Source organism: Angustibacter sp. McL0619 (assembly GCF_049994355.1).
In the GTDB taxonomy this organism is placed as follows: Bacteria; Actinomycetota; Actinomycetes; order Actinomycetales; family Angustibacteraceae; genus Angustibacter.
The window spans coordinates 2,297,514-2,312,834 of the sequence record NZ_CP188257.1; the positions used below are offsets into that span (position 1 = coordinate 2,297,514).

Consider the following 15,321-nt stretch of genomic DNA (forward strand, 5'->3'; position numbering starts at 1 on the left):
GTTGCTAGCGCGGACGGCGCGCGGCGCCCGGGTCGAAGGCGTCGGCCACGCCGTCGCCGAAGAGGTTGAACGCGATCGTGGTGAGCAGCAGCGCTGCACCCGGGAACACCAGGAACCACCACGCGGTGGTGTAGTAGCTCTGGGCCTCGCTGATCATCCCGCCCCAGTCCGCCGTGGGCGGCGTCAGCCCGAGCCCCAGGAACGACAGGGTCGCCTCGACGACGATCACCACCGGGACGAGCAGGGACGCGTAGACGATGACCGGGGCGAGCACGTTGGGCAGGATCTCGACGAACATCACTCGCGAGTTGCTCGCGCCGATGGACCTGGCTGCCTCGACGAACTCGGTCTCGCGCAACGACAGCACCTGACCGCGTACGATCCGGGCCACCGACGCCCAGCTGAAGAAGCCGATGACGACGATGGTCAGCAGCAGGCTGGGACCGACGATCGAGACCAGTGCGATCGCGACGAGCAGGAACGGCACGGACAGGATCACGTCGATGAGCCGGGCCAGCACGGTGTCGACCCACCCGCCGAAGAAGCCCGCGGCCAGGCCCATCACCACGCCGACGACCACCGTCAGGCCGGTGGCCAGCACGCCTACCAGCAGCGAGATTCTGGCGCCGTACGCGATCCTGACCAGGATGTCGCGGCCGAGGTCGTCGGTACCGAGCCAGAAGGTGGCGTTCGGGGGCCGGGGCAGGCCGTCCGCGGTGAGGCCGTCCACCCGGTACTGCTCGTTGGGCGGGTGGCCCGTCACCGCGGCGAACACTGGCGCGAAGACCGCCATCAGGACGATGAGCAGGATGACGCTCAGCGAGATCATCGCGACCCGGTCGCGCCGCAAGCGGTTCCAGGCGAGCGACCACGGGCTACGTCCCTCGATCCGTACGACGACGTCGTCCGTCGGGGCGGCACCGCCCGTGGTCTGCCGCGCCTGGAGTGGGCTAGTGCTCACGGGTCACCCTCGCCGACCTTGTCGGCACTGTCACCTCGTCAGCCACCTTGCTTGCCGCTGGACAGCCAGACGTTGGTGGGATCGAAGTTCTGGATGGCCGGCACGTACACCGCGCCGTGCACCTGGCTGGCGTGGTAGTTGGGGTTCAGCGGGTCGGTGATCGGGTAGAAGGCCGCATCCTTCATGACCTGCTGGTCGGCCTGTTGCCACAGGGTGACGGCGGCGGCCTCGGTCTGCGCGGCGGCCGCCTGGTTGATCAGCTCGGTCGTGGTCGGGTCCGAGTACAGCCCGAAGTTGCTGCCGACTGGCGGGAACGACGGCGAGCCGGCGAACAGCGGGCTGAAGAAGGACAGTGCCGCGTTGCTGTACCAGTCCGCGCCCCAGCCGGCCAGTGACACGTCCCAGACACCGCGCTTGGCCACCGACGGCACCTCGAGGTACTTGGTATAGAAGTCGGCGTTGGGTGACGGGACGCCGACAACCTTCACACCGACCTGTCCGAGGTCCTGCTGGATCGTCTGAAAGGCCTTGCTACTGCCCTCAGCGGCGTTGCGGTAAAGGAACTTCAGCGTCAGGCCATGCGGGTATCCCGCTGCGGCCAGCATGGACTTCGCCTTGCTGACGTCATTGGGGTAGAGGTCGAAGTCCTTGGAACCGACGATCTCGGGGGGCAGGACGTGCGTCAGTGCCGGGTTCAGCGTGGGACCGCCGAGGACCTGCTGGATGTGTGCTCGGTTGATCGCGTAGGACAACGCTTGCCGGACCGGCACCTTGCTCAGTGCGGCACTGTTGTTGGGAGACACCGTGTTGAACACGACATAGGGGTTGCTCGATGAGGTCGCGCCGAGGTTGAGGTTCGAGTCCTTCTTGCTGACCAGGCCGGGCAGCTGAGACGGCGGCGGTCCGGCATCGAACTCCATGTCGGCGCTCGGGGTGCCGGTCTGCAGCTGCTGCTGGATCGAGTCCTGGGTGGAGGTCTCGGTGATCTTGATCGTGTCCACGTACGCCTTGCGCACCGGATCGGTCGCCGGGTCCCAGGCGGGGTTGCGGCTGAACGTGATCGACTTGGTGGGGACGTAGGAGTCGACCCGGTACGGGCCGTCCGAGACCGTGTGCTGGGCGAGCGCGGAGCTGGCCGGTAGGTACTTCATGAACTCGACCGGCGCCGGTGAGAATGCCGGAAGGGTCAGCATGTCGAGGAAGTAACTGGCCGGTCGGGTGAGGTGGAAGACGACCGTGCTGGCGTCCTGGGCGACGACGCCCGCCAGGGGGTGGCCGTTGACGTAGGCGGCGATGGCGGTCGGGGTGTGTGCGACCTTCGCGAACCCGTTGCAATAGCTCTGCATGCCCTGGATCAGGCTCTCGTAGTCGGGCAGGCCGCCGAACGGCTGCACCGGGTTGCAGGTGCGCTTGACCCCGCGGACGACGTCCGCTGCGGTCACCGCGCGGGTCGGCGTGGTGTCCCACTTGACGCCGGGTCGCAGGGTCAGGGTGTACGTCTTGCCGTCGGCGCTGATCCCGTTGCCGGACGTGGGAACCACGGTCGCCAGGTCGGGTACCGCCGTGGTGGTCTTGCCCTGGACGGCGGGGTAGGTGAACAGCTGCCGGCTCCACATCCGCAGGCCCTGGTAACCGATGCTGTAGTAGCTGATGTTGGGGTCCATGTAGTCCACGTCCCCAGTGCCGAGCATGTTGAGCGTGCCGCCGGTGACGGCTGTTTCACTGCTGCTGCCAGCCGACGAGCTGGACGTCCCGGACGAGCCGCCGCAGCCGGTCAGGACCAGTGCCGACGTCGCACCGACCACGACCACCAGCGGAGTCTTGTTGCGCATGCCGCCTCCTCACGACGAGCTGGAACCTCGGCCACCAGCGGCGGCCGCCCGGTGACGGTAGGCACGTTCCGGCGGCCGGCACGGCATGGACGGCGGTACGTCACGGCACTGTCACATGGACGTCGCAGACGCGTCATCAGGTGACCTGCCGCCCGGTCTCGTGGTCGTCAGGTGAAGATTCGAGTCATCAGATGAAATCCCGGCCGAGGTCGGCGTCACGCCCGGCGAACGGGGTGACACTGGAGCCGTGGCCAGGAGTGTCCTGCTCGTCGAGGACGACGCTCGAGTACGTCGCGTGCTCCGCCTCGCCCTGGCCGACGAGGGCTACGACGTCACGGTGGCGGCCGACGGGCAGCAGGGCCTGGAGGCGCTCGAGCGGGAGGCACCGGACGTCGTCCTGCTCGACCTGATGCTGCCGGACACCGACGGGTTCTCCGTCTGTCGTCAGATCCGGCGGGTGTCCGCGGTTCCGGTGATCATGGTGACAGCACGCGCGGACAGCCACGACGTCGTCGCCGGCCTGGAGTCGGGCGCCGATGACTACGTCACGAAGCCGCTGGTGGCCAAGGAGCTCGCCGCCCGGATCCGCGCCCTGCTGCGTCGCACGGAGCCGGTGCGCGAGCCGGCGCACGCCGTGGTGCGCTCCGGCGACCTGTGCATCGGCCAGAGCGACGGACTGGTGACCCGAGGCGGCGAGCCGATCCCGTTGACCCGCACCGAGTTCCGGTTGATCGCCGAGCTCGCCTCGGCCGGTGGCGCGGTCTGCAGTCGTGAGCACCTCCTCGATCGCGTCTGGGGCTACGGCTACTTCGGCGACAGCCGGATCGTCGACGTACACATCCGCCGGCTCAGGGCCAAGGTGGAGCCGGACCCGGCCAGCCCGGTGCTCGTCGTCACCGCCCGGGGCATGGGCTACCGCTTGGTGCTGTAGTGCTGCTGCGACGCAAACCACTGACACGGCGCGGCGTGCGCGTGATGGCACCGGTCGCGCAGTGGCACCGGCTGGGCGTGCGTCGGCGGGTCACCCTCACCTTCGGCCTGCTCGCGCTGGCGCTCTCGGCGCTGCTCGCGACGCTCTGCTGGGTCGTGGTGTCCCGCAGCCTGCTCGACGGCAGAGCGACCAGCGCGTTGCGCGAGACCAGCGTCGACGCCGACGCGCTCTCTGTCGCCGTCACCCGGGAGCAGGCTCAGCTGCCCCAGCTGCTCGACGGTCTGGCCGACCCGCACGTGACCTCGTCGGTGCTGGACCTGCGCGGACGCTGGTACGCGACGTCCCCCTCGCTCGGCCCCGCCGAGCTGCCCGCGCCGCTGGTGGCCGCCGTGCGCAACGGCGGGGTGGCCCGCCAGTGGTTCGACGTCGCCGGCACGCCGTACCTGGCCGTCGGCACCCCGCTGAGCCAGTCCGGCGACCTGTACTTCGAGGTCTTCGACGGCAGCGACGTCGACCACACGCTGCACGTGCTGTCCGGCGCCCTGGTCCTCGCCGCGGCGACCACCGCGCTGCTCGGTCTCGTCGTCGGAAGGACCGCCAGTCGGCTGGCGCTGCGCCCGCTGGGGCGGCTGACGTCGGTGGCCGGCGCGGTCGCCGGTGGCGACTTGTCCGCCCGGCTGCCGGATGACGGCGACCCGGACCTGCGCGAGATCGCCCAAGGCTTCAACCGCACCGCCAGCGCGCTCGAGCAGCGGGTCATCGGCGACGCCCGCTTCGCCGGTGACGTCAGCCACGAGCTGCGTACCCCCTTGACCACGATGCTGAACTCGATGGAGCTGGTGCGAAACCGCGAGCAGGAGCTGCCGCACGCCGTCCGCGAACCGCTGTCGCTGCTGGCCGAGGAGGTGCAGCGGTTCCGCACGCTGGTGCTGGACACCCTGGAGATCGCCCGGCACGACGCGGGGGAGGCGATCGAGCGGGAGCCCGCGGTGCTTGGTGACCTCGTCCGCGCGGCCGCCGACCACGCCACGGGCAGAGCGGTCACCGTCGTCGACCCCGCCGTTGCAGCCTGCGTCGTCGCACTGGACAAGCGGCGCTTCGAGCAGGTCGTGGTGAACCTCGTGCGGAACGCGGACGTGCACGGGCGTGGCTGCACCCTCGTCCATGTCACCGGAACGCCCGCGGAGCTGCGGATCGAGGTGGACGACGAGGGGCCGGGAGTGCCGCCCGCACTGCGCGCACGGATCTTCGAACGCTTCTACCGGTCGGGTCAGGACGCCGGCGGAGTCGGTCTCGGGCTGGCCATCGTGCAACGTCACGTCCGCGGGCAGGGTGGCGACGTCGTCGTCCAGGAACGGCCCGGTGGCGGTGCGCGTTTCGTCGTCCGGCTCCCGGGCACCGGTGGGTGACGGCGTGAACCAGCGTTCACTCGTCGCTCTCGTCCTGCTCCCGCTGCTGGGCAGCGCCCTGGCCGGGTGCTCGGTGCCGGTGCAGGCCAGCCCGGTTGTGGTGCGCTCGGTCCGGCCGGGATCCTCCCCACCGTCGCCGGCGGGCAGCCCGCAACCGTCCGTCCGCGTCCAGGCCTACTTCGTGCAGGACGGACACCTGGTCGCGTTGGACCGCTTCGTCCCGGCGGCGGACGGCCTGGCACCGTCGCTGAGCGCACTGGCGCAACCGCTCACGCCGGCGCAGAGCGCGGCGGGGGTGCGCAGCGCGCTACCGACCCGGCTGCAGGGCTGGACGGGCCGCCTGCGCGACACCGTTGCGCAGGTGGCGGTTCCGACCGGCTTCGACCGGCTCAGCGTCCCCGAGCAGGTCCTTGCGGTGGCGCAGGTGGTGTTCACGGTGACGGCGAACAGCTATGCGAGCGGCGTGGAGCTGCTGCTGGGCGACCGCGTGGTGGCGATGCCCGACGAGGACGGTCAGCTCGTCACCGGTCCGCTGATGCGGGCCGACTTCGCGCGGCTCTCGCCGCCCTGAGGCGCCGGGTGGGTAAGGTCCATCCGTGCTGAGAGTGGGGCTGACCGGCGGAATCGGTGCCGGCAAGTCGGCGGTCGCGGCCCGCCTGCGTGAGCTCGGGGCCGTCGTCATCGACTCGGACGTCGTGGCCCGCGAGGTGGTCGCGCCGGGCACGCCGGGGCTCGCCGCGGTTGCCGAGGCGTTCGGTGCCGACGTGCTGCGAGCCGACGGCTCGCTGGACCGCGCGCGGCTGGGCGCGCTCGTCTTCGCCGACGACGCCTACCGCAGGCGGCTCGAGCAGATCACCCATCCGCTGATCGCCGAGCGCGCCGCCCAGCTCGCCCATGGGGCGGCGGCCGACGCCGTGGTCGTCCAGGACGTCCCGCTGCTGGTGGAGAAGGACATGGCCGGGCGGTTCGACGTGGTCGTCGTGGTCCAGGCTCCTCGGCAGGTCCGCCTGGAACGGCTGCGTGAACGCGGTCTGCCCGAGGCCGAGGCGACCGCCCGGATGGCCGCCCAGGCCAGCGACGACGACCGGCGGGCGGTCGCGGACGTGGTGATCGACAACGGGGGCACCCGCGAGTCGCTGCACGAGCAGGTCGACCGCTTGTGGGCGCGGCTGCGTAAGCGGTCGCAGGGCTGAACCGCCGGCGTTCGGGTGCTGGCTCGCACGTTGTCGGTGCCCGCGCCTACGGTTGACCCCATGAGGCCGACGACTGACCTGCAACGGCGGGTCGCCCCCTTCGAGGTGATCTCCGAGTTCACCCCGTCCGGCGACCAGCCCACGGCTATCAAGGACCTCACGGCCCGGATCGGGTCCGGCGAGCAGGACGTCGTGCTGCTGGGTGCGACCGGCACCGGCAAGTCGGCCACCACGGCCTGGCTGGTCGAGCAGCTGCAGCGACCGACGCTGGTGATGGCACCAAACAAGACGCTGGCGGCGCAGCTGGCCAACGAGTTCCGCGAGCTCCTGCCCAACAACGCCGTCGAGTACTTCGTCTCGTACTACGACTACTACCAGCCCGAGGCGTACATCGCGCAGACGGACACCTACATCGAGAAGGACTCGTCGATCAACGACGAGGTCGAGCGGCTGCGGCACTCGGCGACCAACTCGTTGCTCACCCGCCGCGACGTGATCGTGGTCGCCTCGGTGTCCTGCATCTACGGCCTCGGCACGCCGCAGGAGTACGTGGACCGGATGACCCGCCTGAAGGTGGGCGACGTGATCGAGCGGGACAACCTGCTGCGCCGGTTCGTCCAGATGCAGTACACCCGCAACGACCTGGCCTTCACCCGCGGCACGTTCCGGGTGCGCGGCGACACCGTCGAGATCATCCCGGTGTACGAGGAGCTCGCCCTCCGGATCGAGTTCTTCGGCGACGAGATCGAGCGGCTGTACACGCTGCACCCGCTGACCGGCGAGGTCGTGCACGAGGAGGACGAGATGTACGTCTTCCCGGCGACCCACTACGTGGCCGGACCGGAGCGGATGGAGCGGGCGATCGGTGGCATCGAGACCGAGCTGGCCGACCGGCTCGCCGAGCTCGAGCGGCAGGGCAAGCTGCTGGAGGCTCAGCGGCTGCGCATGCGCACCACTTACGACATCGAGATGATGCGCCAGGTCGGCTCCTGCTCCGGAATCGAGAACTACAGCCGGCACATCGACGGCCGCGGCCCCGGCACCGCGCCGAACACGCTCCTCGACTACTTCCCCGAGGACTTCCTGCTGGTGATCGACGAGTCGCACGTCACCGTCCCGCAGATCGGGGCGATGTACGAGGGCGACATGTCCCGCAAGCGAGCGCTGGTCGACCACGGCTTCCGGCTGCCGAGCGCGATGGACAACCGACCGCTGCGGTGGGAGGAGTTCCTCGAGCGGATCGGGCAGACCGTCTACCTGTCGGCCACCCCCGGCCAGTACGAGCTGGCCAAGGGCGACGGGGTCGTCGAGCAGATCATCCGCCCGACGGGCCTGGTGGACCCAGAGGTCGTCCTCAAGCCGACGAAGGGTCAGATCGACGACCTGCTGCACGAGATCCGGGAGCGCGCAGCGCGCAACGAGCGCGTCCTGGTCACCACGCTGACCAAGAAGATGTCCGAGGACCTCACCGACTACCTGCTCGAGCAGGGGGTCCAGGTGCGCTACCTGCACTCCGAGGTCGACACCCTCCGCCGGGTCGAGCTGCTGCGCGAGCTGCGGCTGGGCGAGTTCGACGTCCTGGTCGGCATCAACCTGCTGCGTGAAGGCCTGGACCTGCCCGAGGTCTCGCTGGTCAGCATCCTGGACGCCGACAAGGAGGGGTTCCTGCGGTCCGGCACCTCCCTGATCCAGACCATCGGCCGCGCCGCCCGCAACGTCTCCGGCCAGGTACACATGTACGCCGACCGGGTCACCCCGTCCATGCAGCTCGCGATCGACGAGACGAACCGACGTCGGGCCAAGCAGGTCGCCTACAACAAGGAGCGCGGCGTGGATCCGACCCCGCTGCGCAAGAAGATCGCGGACATCACCGACCTGATCAGCCGGGAGGACGCGGACACTGCAGCGCTGCTCGGCGGGTCCGGGCGCAACCAGTCCCGCGGCAAGGCGCCGGTTCCTGGGCAGGCCTCGCGCGGGGCCGGCGAGGGCCGAGCCCTCGCGGCGTTGCCGGCGGCCGACCTGGCCGATCTGATCCAGCAGCTGTCCGACCAGATGCACTCCGCGGCTGCGGAGCTGCAGTTCGAGCTGGCCGCCCGGCTGCGTGACGAGATCGGTGACCTGAAGAAGGAGCTCCGCGCCATGCAGGGTGCCGGGCACGCCTGACACGATGACGACAGAGCGCGCAGAGCTGACGGCCCCAACCGCCAGGGTCGGTATCGCCGGCTGGACGTATCCCGCTTGGCGCGGTGACTTCTACCCGGCCGGGTTGGCGCACCGCCGAGAGCTGGAGTACGCCTCGAGCAAGCTGTCCACCATCGAGGTGAACGGGACGTTCTACGCCATGCAGAAACCGGCCAGCTTCCGCTCGTGGGCTGAGCAGACGCCGGACGACTTCGTCTTCTCGCTCAAGGGCGGTCGCTTCATCACCCACATGAAGCGGCTGCGTGATGTCGAGGTGGCGGTGGCGAACTACTTCGCGACCGGACCTCTCGCCCTGGGTCCCAAGCTCGGCGCGGTGCTGTGGCAGCTGCCGCCGAACTTCGCGTTCGACGCCGACCTCGTCCGCGCCTTCCTGCGCCTGCTACCGCAGGACACCGTCCAGGCCGAGGCCCTGGCGGCGCGGCACGACGAGCGGGTGCCGGAGCCGGCGTCCGCGGTCGGCCCGCCGCGCCGGGTCCGGCACGCGGTCGAGGCGCGGCACCCCAGCTTCGGCAGCGCGGAGTCGGTCCGGCTGATGCGCGAGCACGGCGTGGCGTTGGTCGTCGCGGACTCCGCAAAGCACTGGCCGATGCTCGAGGAGGCCACCGCCGACTTCGTCTACGCCCGGCTGCACGGCGACATCGAGCTCTATGCCAGCGGGTACTCCGCGTCCGCGCTGGACGTCTGGGCGCAGCGGGTCCGTGGGTGGCTCGCCGAGGGTCTGGACGTGCTGCTCTACTTCGACAACGACGCGAAGGGCTACGCCCCGCATGACGCCATGGCGCTGGCGGAGCGGCTGTCGCCGACCGGGTAGGCTTGTCCCGTTCGACGGAGGGGAGTATCCCCTGACGGCGTCCTCGTCATCACGGTCCAGCGCAGACGCGCTCCGGGCCCGGGGAGCCGGCCCGCTCACGGGTGGGAGAGACCTCCGGCAGCAGCGCGTTCCCGACATCGGGGCCGCGTCTCGACTGACCGGAGGACTGTACCCGTGAACGTTCCCACCTGGGTCTGGCTAACCACCGTCGGCGCAGCGATGCTCTTCCTGCTGGTCGACGTCCTCGTGATCGGACGCCGCCCGCACGAGCCGTCGACCGGCGAGTCCGCCCGCCACCTTGCGTTCTTCATCGGCTTGGCGGTCCTGTTCGGCATCGGGGTCTGGGTTTTCGCTGGCGCGCAGTTCGGTGCCGAGTTCTTCGCGGGCTGGCTGACCGAGTACAGCCTGTCCGTGGACAACCTCTTCATCTTCATCATCATCATGTCCAAGTTCGCCGTGCCGAGGCAGTACCAGCAGACGGCGCTGCTGATCGGGATCATCTTGGCCCTGGTGTTCCGCGGCATCTTCATCGCGGTGGGAGCGGCCGCTATCAACAACTTCAGCTGGGTGTTCTACCTCTTCGGTGCGTTCCTGGTCTACACCGCGATCCACCTGGCCCGGGAGGGGCAGACGGGCGACGAGGACTACCACGAGAACGCGCTGATCCGCTGGACTCGCAACCACCTGCCCGCGACCGACCAGTACAACGGGGTCAAGCTGACGGTCGTCGAGAACGGCAAGCGGCTGATCACGCCGATGGCGATCGTGCTGGTCGCGCTGGGGACGACCGACCTGCTGTTCGCGCTCGACTCGATCCCGGCGATCTACGGGCTCACCAACGAGCCCTACCTGGTGCTGATGGCGAACGTGTTCGCACTGATGGGGCTGCGCCAGCTGTACTTCCTGATCGGTGGGCTGCTGCTGCGGCTGGTCTACCTCGGGATCGGACTGTCCGTGCTGCTCTTCTTCATCGGCGTCAAGCTGATTCTGCATGCCCTGCACGAGAACGAGGTCCCGTTCATCAATGGCGGCCAGCCCGTCCAGTGGGCGCCGGACATCCCGATCTGGCTCTCGCTGGTGGTCATCGTCGGCACCCTCGCGGTGACCGCCGCGGCGAGCCTGCTCAAGACCAGGAGGGACGAGCGGCGGTCGGCCGCGTAGTCCTGCGCCTGCGTCCGGTAGCGTCTCGAGATGCATCCGGTTGAGCTGACCGCACTGTCCACCCCCGAGCTGACCGCCCGTGCCCGCGAGTTGCGCGACGGCGCGCACGGCGTGCGGATCACGTTCTCGCCCAAGGTCTTCATCCCACTGACCCGGCTCTGCGGGGACCGCTGCGGGTACTGCACGTTCGCCACCTCGCCGCGTTCGCTGGAGGCTCCCTACCTCGACGAGGCACAGGTGCTCGCCGTCGCCGAGCAGGGTGCCGCAGCCGGCTGTCACGAGGCGCTCTTCACGCTCGGCGAGGACCCCGAGCGCCGGTATCCGCAAGCAGCGCAGTGGCTGCGCTCGCGCGGGTACGCCTCGACGGTCGACTACCTGCGGGCCATGTGCGAGCTCGTCCTCACCGAGACCGGGCTGCTGCCGCACGCGAACGCCGGCGCCATCTCGGCTGCGCAGCTCGCGGCGCTGCGGCCGGTCGCGCCGTCCCAGGGGATGATGGTCGAGAGCCTTCGCGACGACCTGGCCGCCCACCGCGGCGCGCCGGACAAGGCCCCAGCACGGCGGCTCGCGACGCTGGAGGCTGCTGGCGAGCTGTCGATCCCGTTCACGACCGGCGTCCTCGTCGGGATCGGCGAGAGCGAGCACGACCGCGTGGTCGCGTTGCAGGCCATCGCGGACAGCCACCGCCGGCACGGCCACGTGCAGGAGGTGATCGTGCAGAACTTCCTGCCCAAGGCCGGCACCGAGATGCGCGACGCCGCACCCTGCCAGGCGCAGGACCACCAGCGGGCGATCGCGATCGCCCGACTCGTCCTCGATCCGAGCGTGCACGTGCAGGCACCGCCGAACCTGACAGATGTCGACGGGTTGGCCGCCCTGGTCGCCGCCGGGGTGGACGACTGGGGCGGGGTCTCTCCCGTCACCGTGGATCACGTGAACCCCGAGCGGCCCTGGCCCGGTCTGGATCGGCTTCGTGCAGCGACCGAGGCGGCGGGGCACGCCCTGGCACCGCGTCTGACGGTCTACCCGGAGTTCGCACTCGAGCCTGAACGCTGGCTCGATCCAGCGACCCGGTTCCCTGTGCTGGACCGCTCGGACGCCCAAGGGCTCGGCCGCGACGACCCGGGCGCAACCTGGCCTGAGCGGCACGAGGCCGCAGCGAACGTCGGGACCGGCGCCGAGGTCGTGCAGATCGGACGTCGGTCCACGGCCTGGTACTCCGGGGCCGACGTCCATGCCCCCCAGCTCCTGCCCGCGCCGGCGCATGCGCGTGGAGCTGTCAAAGACGTGCTCGACGCCGTGGCGTCCGGCGAAGAGCTTGGCGAGGACGAGCTGGTCACCCTGTTCGGCGCGAGGGGGACACAGGTCGCGGCTGTCGCCGAGCAGGCCGACGAGCTGCGCCGGCAGGCCGTCGGCGATGACGTCACGTTCGTGGTGAACCGGAACATCAACTACACCAACGTGTGCACGTTCCGATGCACCTTCTGCGGCTTCTCCAAGGGTCCGCTGTCGCTCAACCTGCGGGGCAAGCCGTACCTGCTCTCGCTGGACGACGTTGCCGAACGGGCGCGCGAGGCCTGGCAGCTCGGCGCGACCGAGGTCTGCCTGCAGGGCGGCATCCATCCGAGCTTCGACGGCGACTTCTACGTGGACGTCGCGCGTGCAGTGCACGAGGCCGTGCCCGACCTGCACCTGCACGGCTTCACCGCGCTGGAGGTGACCGAGGGCGCCCGCCGGCTCGACGAACCGCTGGAGCGGTACCTGCTGCGACTCAAGGACGCTGGCCTGCGCACCCTGCCCGGGACAGCCGCCGAGATCCTGGACGACGAGATCCGCGCGATCCTGTGCCCGGACAAGATCGACACCGAGCAGTGGCTGCAGGCGCACCGGGCAGCGCACTCGGTCGGGCTGCGCAGCAACGTGACGATCATGTTCGGCTCGGTGGAGCAGCCTCGGCACTGGGCCCGCCACCTGGTGCGCACCCGTGCCCTGCAGCAGGAGACCCGTGGTTTCACCGAGTTCGTCGCACTCCCGTTCGTGCACATGGCCGCACCCGTGTACCTCAAGCGTGGCGCGCGACGAGGTCCGACCTGGCGTGAGGTGGTGCTCATGCACGCGGTGGCGCGGATCGCATACCACGGCTGGATCGACAACATCCAGGCGTCCTGGGTCAAGCTCGGCCGCAGCGGAGCGGGTCAGCTGCTGCGCGCCGGGGTCAACGACCTCGGCGGAACGCTGATGGACGAGAACATCAGCCGGGCGGCCGGCGCGGCCCATGGCCAGGGACTGGACGTCGCGGCGTTCGCCGAGGTCGCTGCCGGGGCCGGTCGCCCCGCGGCCCAACGCACCACGCTCTACGAGCGAATGCCGCTACCAGCCGCGCTCGCGCCACTCGGGTAGGTGCGGGCGCTCTGCTCCGAGCGTCGAGTCGGCCCCGTGGCCGGGGTAGAACCACGTCTCGTCCGGCAGCTCGTCGAAGATCCGCAGCTCCACGTCGTCGATCAGGCTGGCGAAGCGTTCGGCGTCCCCCTGGGTGTTCCCGACGCCGCCGGGGAAGAGCGAGTCGCCGGTGAACAGGTGCGGTGACCCCTCTGGGTCGCGGTAGAGCAGGGCCACCGAGCCCGGCGTGTGCCCGCGCAGGTGGATCACCTCGAGAACGACGTGACCGAAGGTGACCCGGTCCCCGTGGTGCAGCAGCTCGCCTACGGGCACCGGTAGGGCGTCCGCGTCGTCCGCTCCGGCAGCGACCCGCGCTCCGGTATGCCCGACGACGTCCGGCAGCGCGCGGTGGTGGTCCCAGTGCTGGTGGGTGGTCACCACAGCGTCCAGCCAACCCGTGCCCTCGTTCATCAGCGCGGTCAGCCGCGGCGCGTCGTCCGCCGCGTCCACCAGAAGCTGCTCGCCGGTGTCCCGGCAGGTCAGCAGGTAGGCGTTGTTGTCCTGCTCGCTGACGCTCGCCTTGCGGATCACGAGGTGGGCCAGCTCGCGCACGGCGGTCGGCCCGCCCGGGACGACCTCGCCGGTGTAGTCGCTCATGGGGCGACGCTAGCGCGCCTTGCGGTACGCCGACACTGCCCCGACGAGCGCGAGGTGACTGAGCGCCTGCGGAAAGTTGCCGAGCATCCGCCCGTCTCGCGGGTCGTACTCCTCGCTCAGCAGTCCGACGTCGTTGGCCAGCCCGCACAACCTGTCGAGCATGGCCTTCGCGTCGTCCTTGCGACCGCACCTCGCGTAGGCCTCGGCCAGCCAGAACGAGCACGCCAGGAACGGCGCCTCGCCGGGCGGCAGACCGTCCACGTCGTGCTCGGTGCGGTACCGCAGCAGGTAGCCGTCCACGAGCAGCTCGCGCTCGATCGCGGCGATGGTGGCGAGCACGCGGCTGTCGTCGGCCGGCAGGAAGCCGACCCGCACCAGCTGCAGCAGCGAGGCGTCGGTGTGCTTGGCGCCGTAGAACTGCACGAAGCTGCCCAGCTCGTCGTCCCAGCCGCGCTCCAGCACCTGCGCGTGCACCTCGTCGCGCAGCTGGCGCCACTCGTCCATCGGGCCGGGCAGCCCGTAGTGCTCCATGGCACGCACGGCTCGGTCCAACGCCGCCCAGACCATGATCTTGGAGTGGGTGAAGTGCTGCGGCTCGCCGCGGATCTCCCAGATCCCGTTGTCCGGCTGCTCCCAGGTCTTCGTCTGGGCCGCAACGAGCTTGCGCTGCAGGGCCCAGCTGTCCAGCGACTCGTCCAGGCCGCGCTCACGAGCCACGTGCAGCGCGGACATGACCTCGCCGAGAACGTCGCTCTGCCGCTGGTCGACCGCCGCGTTGCCGACCCGGACGGGCAGCGAGCCCTCATAGCCCGGCAGGTGAGCCAGCACCCGCTCGGGCAGCTCGCGACCACCGTCCACCCGGTACATGATCTGCAGATCCTCCGGGTCACCGGCGACCGCACGCAGCAGCCACCGACGCCACTCCTCGGCCTCCTCGGTGAACCCCGCCTCCAGCAGGGCCTCCAGAGTCAGCGACGCGTCACGGAGCCAGCAGAACCGGTAGTCCCAGTTGCGCTCGCCCCCGAGCGCCTCCGGCAGCGACGTGGTCGGTGCCGCGACGATCCCGCCGGTCTCCGCGTCGGTCAGCAGCCGCAGCACCAGCAGGGAACGCAGGTACTCCTCCTGGTAGGCACCGTCCTCCTGGCAGGTCGAGGCCCACTGGTTCCAGCGGATCCGGGTCGCCTCGATCCGTTCGTCGATGTCCAGCGGCTCCGGGACTGCCTGCCAGCCGGGGAACCAGGTGGTCGACCAGGCCATCACCTCCCCCTCGCCGACGTCGAACACGTCGCTGTGCCGGCCGTCGCCGGCCGTCGGCAGGCGGGCGCCGCGCAGCACGAGCATGTCCGGACCCGCGATGGCGTGCAGCGCGGGGTGCCCGTGCGGGTCGACGATGCGGTGCACCCACGGTCGCACCTTCCCGTAGCCGAAGCGCACGACCCACTCGTGACGCATCCGGACACTCCCACTGACCCCTTCGACGCGCCGCACGATGTCCGCGCGTTCGTCGCCGATGGGCATCGCGTCGACGATCCGGACGACGCCCTCCTCGGTGGTGTGCGTCGTCTCTAGCACGAACGAGTGGTCGAGGTAGCGCCGGGTGGTGGTGTGCGGCCGATCCGGGGTCAGCAGCCACCGTCCGTGCTGGGGATCGCCGAGCAGCGCGGCGAAGCAGGCGTGCGAGTCCGACCGGGGCAGGCAGGCCCAGTCCACCGAGCCGTCGGCCGAGACCAGGGCGGACGTCGTGGTGTCGCCGATGATCGCGTACTCCTCGATCCGTGCGGGCAC

At 70.2% G+C, this 15,321-nt stretch carries 12 protein-coding genes; 8 read left to right on the forward strand and 4 right to left on the reverse strand.

Annotated features, from left to right (window positions below):
* Window positions 1–4: 4 nt before the first annotated feature.
* Both ACPPVT_RS10625 and ACPPVT_RS10630 read right to left on the reverse strand, forming a co-directional pair.
* Window positions 5–961, reverse strand: coding sequence for an ABC transporter permease (locus ACPPVT_RS10625; protein WP_426566954.1), 957 nt, complete (start codon window positions 959–961; stop codon window positions 5–7).
* Between the two features lie 38 nt (window positions 962–999).
* Window positions 1,000–2,793 carry an ABC transporter substrate-binding protein gene (locus tag ACPPVT_RS10630; RefSeq protein ID WP_426566955.1) on the reverse strand — a complete coding sequence of 598 codons (1,794 nt, stop codon included), beginning with the start codon at window positions 2,791–2,793 and terminating at the stop codon, window positions 1,000–1,002.
* A 247-nt stretch (window positions 2,794–3,040) separates the two neighbouring features.
* Between ACPPVT_RS10630 and ACPPVT_RS10635 the strand changes: the two genes are divergently transcribed.
* The 8 genes from ACPPVT_RS10635 (at window position 3,041) to ACPPVT_RS10670 (ending at window position 12,900) form a co-directional block, all read left to right on the forward strand.
* Complete coding sequence (locus ACPPVT_RS10635) at window positions 3,041–3,724, forward strand: response regulator (protein WP_426566956.1); 684 nt, start codon at window positions 3,041–3,043, stop codon at window positions 3,722–3,724.
* A 44-nt stretch (window positions 3,725–3,768) separates the two neighbouring features.
* Entirely contained in the window at window positions 3,769–5,133 is a 1,365-nt protein-coding gene (locus ACPPVT_RS10640; protein WP_426567120.1) for a HAMP domain-containing sensor histidine kinase, read from the forward strand.
* Window positions 5,134–5,137: 4 nt separating this feature from the next.
* Window positions 5,138–5,704 carry a hypothetical protein gene (locus tag ACPPVT_RS10645; protein ID WP_426566957.1) on the forward strand — a complete coding sequence of 189 codons (567 nt, stop codon included), beginning with the start codon at window positions 5,138–5,140 and terminating at the stop codon, window positions 5,702–5,704.
* A 25-nt stretch (window positions 5,705–5,729) separates the two neighbouring features.
* Window positions 5,730–6,326 (forward strand): dephospho-CoA kinase, encoded by a 597-nt coding sequence (gene coaE, locus ACPPVT_RS10650; protein ID WP_426566958.1) that lies wholly within the window; start codon window positions 5,730–5,732, stop codon window positions 6,324–6,326.
* 60 nt (window positions 6,327–6,386) lie between these two features.
* The gene (gene uvrB / locus ACPPVT_RS10655) at window positions 6,387–8,489 is read left to right on the forward strand and encodes an excinuclease ABC subunit UvrB (protein WP_426566959.1); all 2,103 of its coding nucleotides are present in this window, start codon (window positions 6,387–6,389) and stop codon (window positions 8,487–8,489) included.
* 4 nt (window positions 8,490–8,493) lie between these two features.
* Entirely contained in the window at window positions 8,494–9,339 is an 846-nt protein-coding gene (locus ACPPVT_RS10660) for a DUF72 domain-containing protein (RefSeq protein WP_426566960.1), read from the forward strand.
* Between the two features lie 174 nt (window positions 9,340–9,513).
* Window positions 9,514–10,500 carry a TerC family protein gene (locus ACPPVT_RS10665; RefSeq protein WP_426566961.1) on the forward strand — a complete coding sequence of 329 codons (987 nt, stop codon included), beginning with the start codon at window positions 9,514–9,516 and terminating at the stop codon, window positions 10,498–10,500.
* Between the two features lie 30 nt (window positions 10,501–10,530).
* Entirely contained in the window at window positions 10,531–12,900 is a 2,370-nt protein-coding gene (locus ACPPVT_RS10670) for a bifunctional FO biosynthesis protein CofGH (protein WP_426566962.1), read from the forward strand.
* On the opposite strand, the gene ACPPVT_RS10675 is transcribed toward ACPPVT_RS10670, so the two are convergent.
* A complete protein-coding gene (locus ACPPVT_RS10675) occupies window positions 12,871–13,536 on the reverse strand; it encodes an MBL fold metallo-hydrolase (protein WP_426566963.1) in 666 nt (221 codons plus the stop codon). The genes ACPPVT_RS10670 and ACPPVT_RS10675 overlap by 30 nt on opposite strands.
* Before the next feature lie 9 nt (window positions 13,537–13,545).
* The gene (locus tag ACPPVT_RS10680) at window positions 13,546–15,321 is read right to left on the reverse strand and encodes a glycoside hydrolase family 15 protein (protein WP_426566964.1); all 1,776 of its coding nucleotides are present in this window, start codon (window positions 15,319–15,321) and stop codon (window positions 13,546–13,548) included.

What these genes read in the sequence shown, in the direction of transcription:
- ACPPVT_RS10660 (WP_426566960.1), top strand. Translation starts at nt 8,494, where the DNA reads ATGACGACAGAGCGCGCAGAGCTGACGGCCCCAACCGCCAGGGTCGGT.
- ACPPVT_RS10630 (WP_426566955.1), bottom strand. Translation starts at nt 2,793, where the DNA reads ATGCGCAACAAGACTCCGCTGGTGGTCGTGGTCGGTGCGACGTCGGCA.
- ACPPVT_RS10640 (WP_426567120.1), top strand. Translation starts at nt 3,769, where the DNA reads ATGGCACCGGTCGCGCAGTGGCACCGGCTGGGCGTGCGTCGGCGGGTC.
- ACPPVT_RS10670 (WP_426566962.1), top strand. Translation starts at nt 10,531, where the DNA reads ATGCATCCGGTTGAGCTGACCGCACTGTCCACCCCCGAGCTGACCGCC.
- uvrB (WP_426566959.1), top strand. Translation starts at nt 6,387, where the DNA reads ATGAGGCCGACGACTGACCTGCAACGGCGGGTCGCCCCCTTCGAGGTG.
- ACPPVT_RS10675 (WP_426566963.1), bottom strand. Translation starts at nt 13,536, where the DNA reads ATGAGCGACTACACCGGCGAGGTCGTCCCGGGCGGGCCGACCGCCGTG.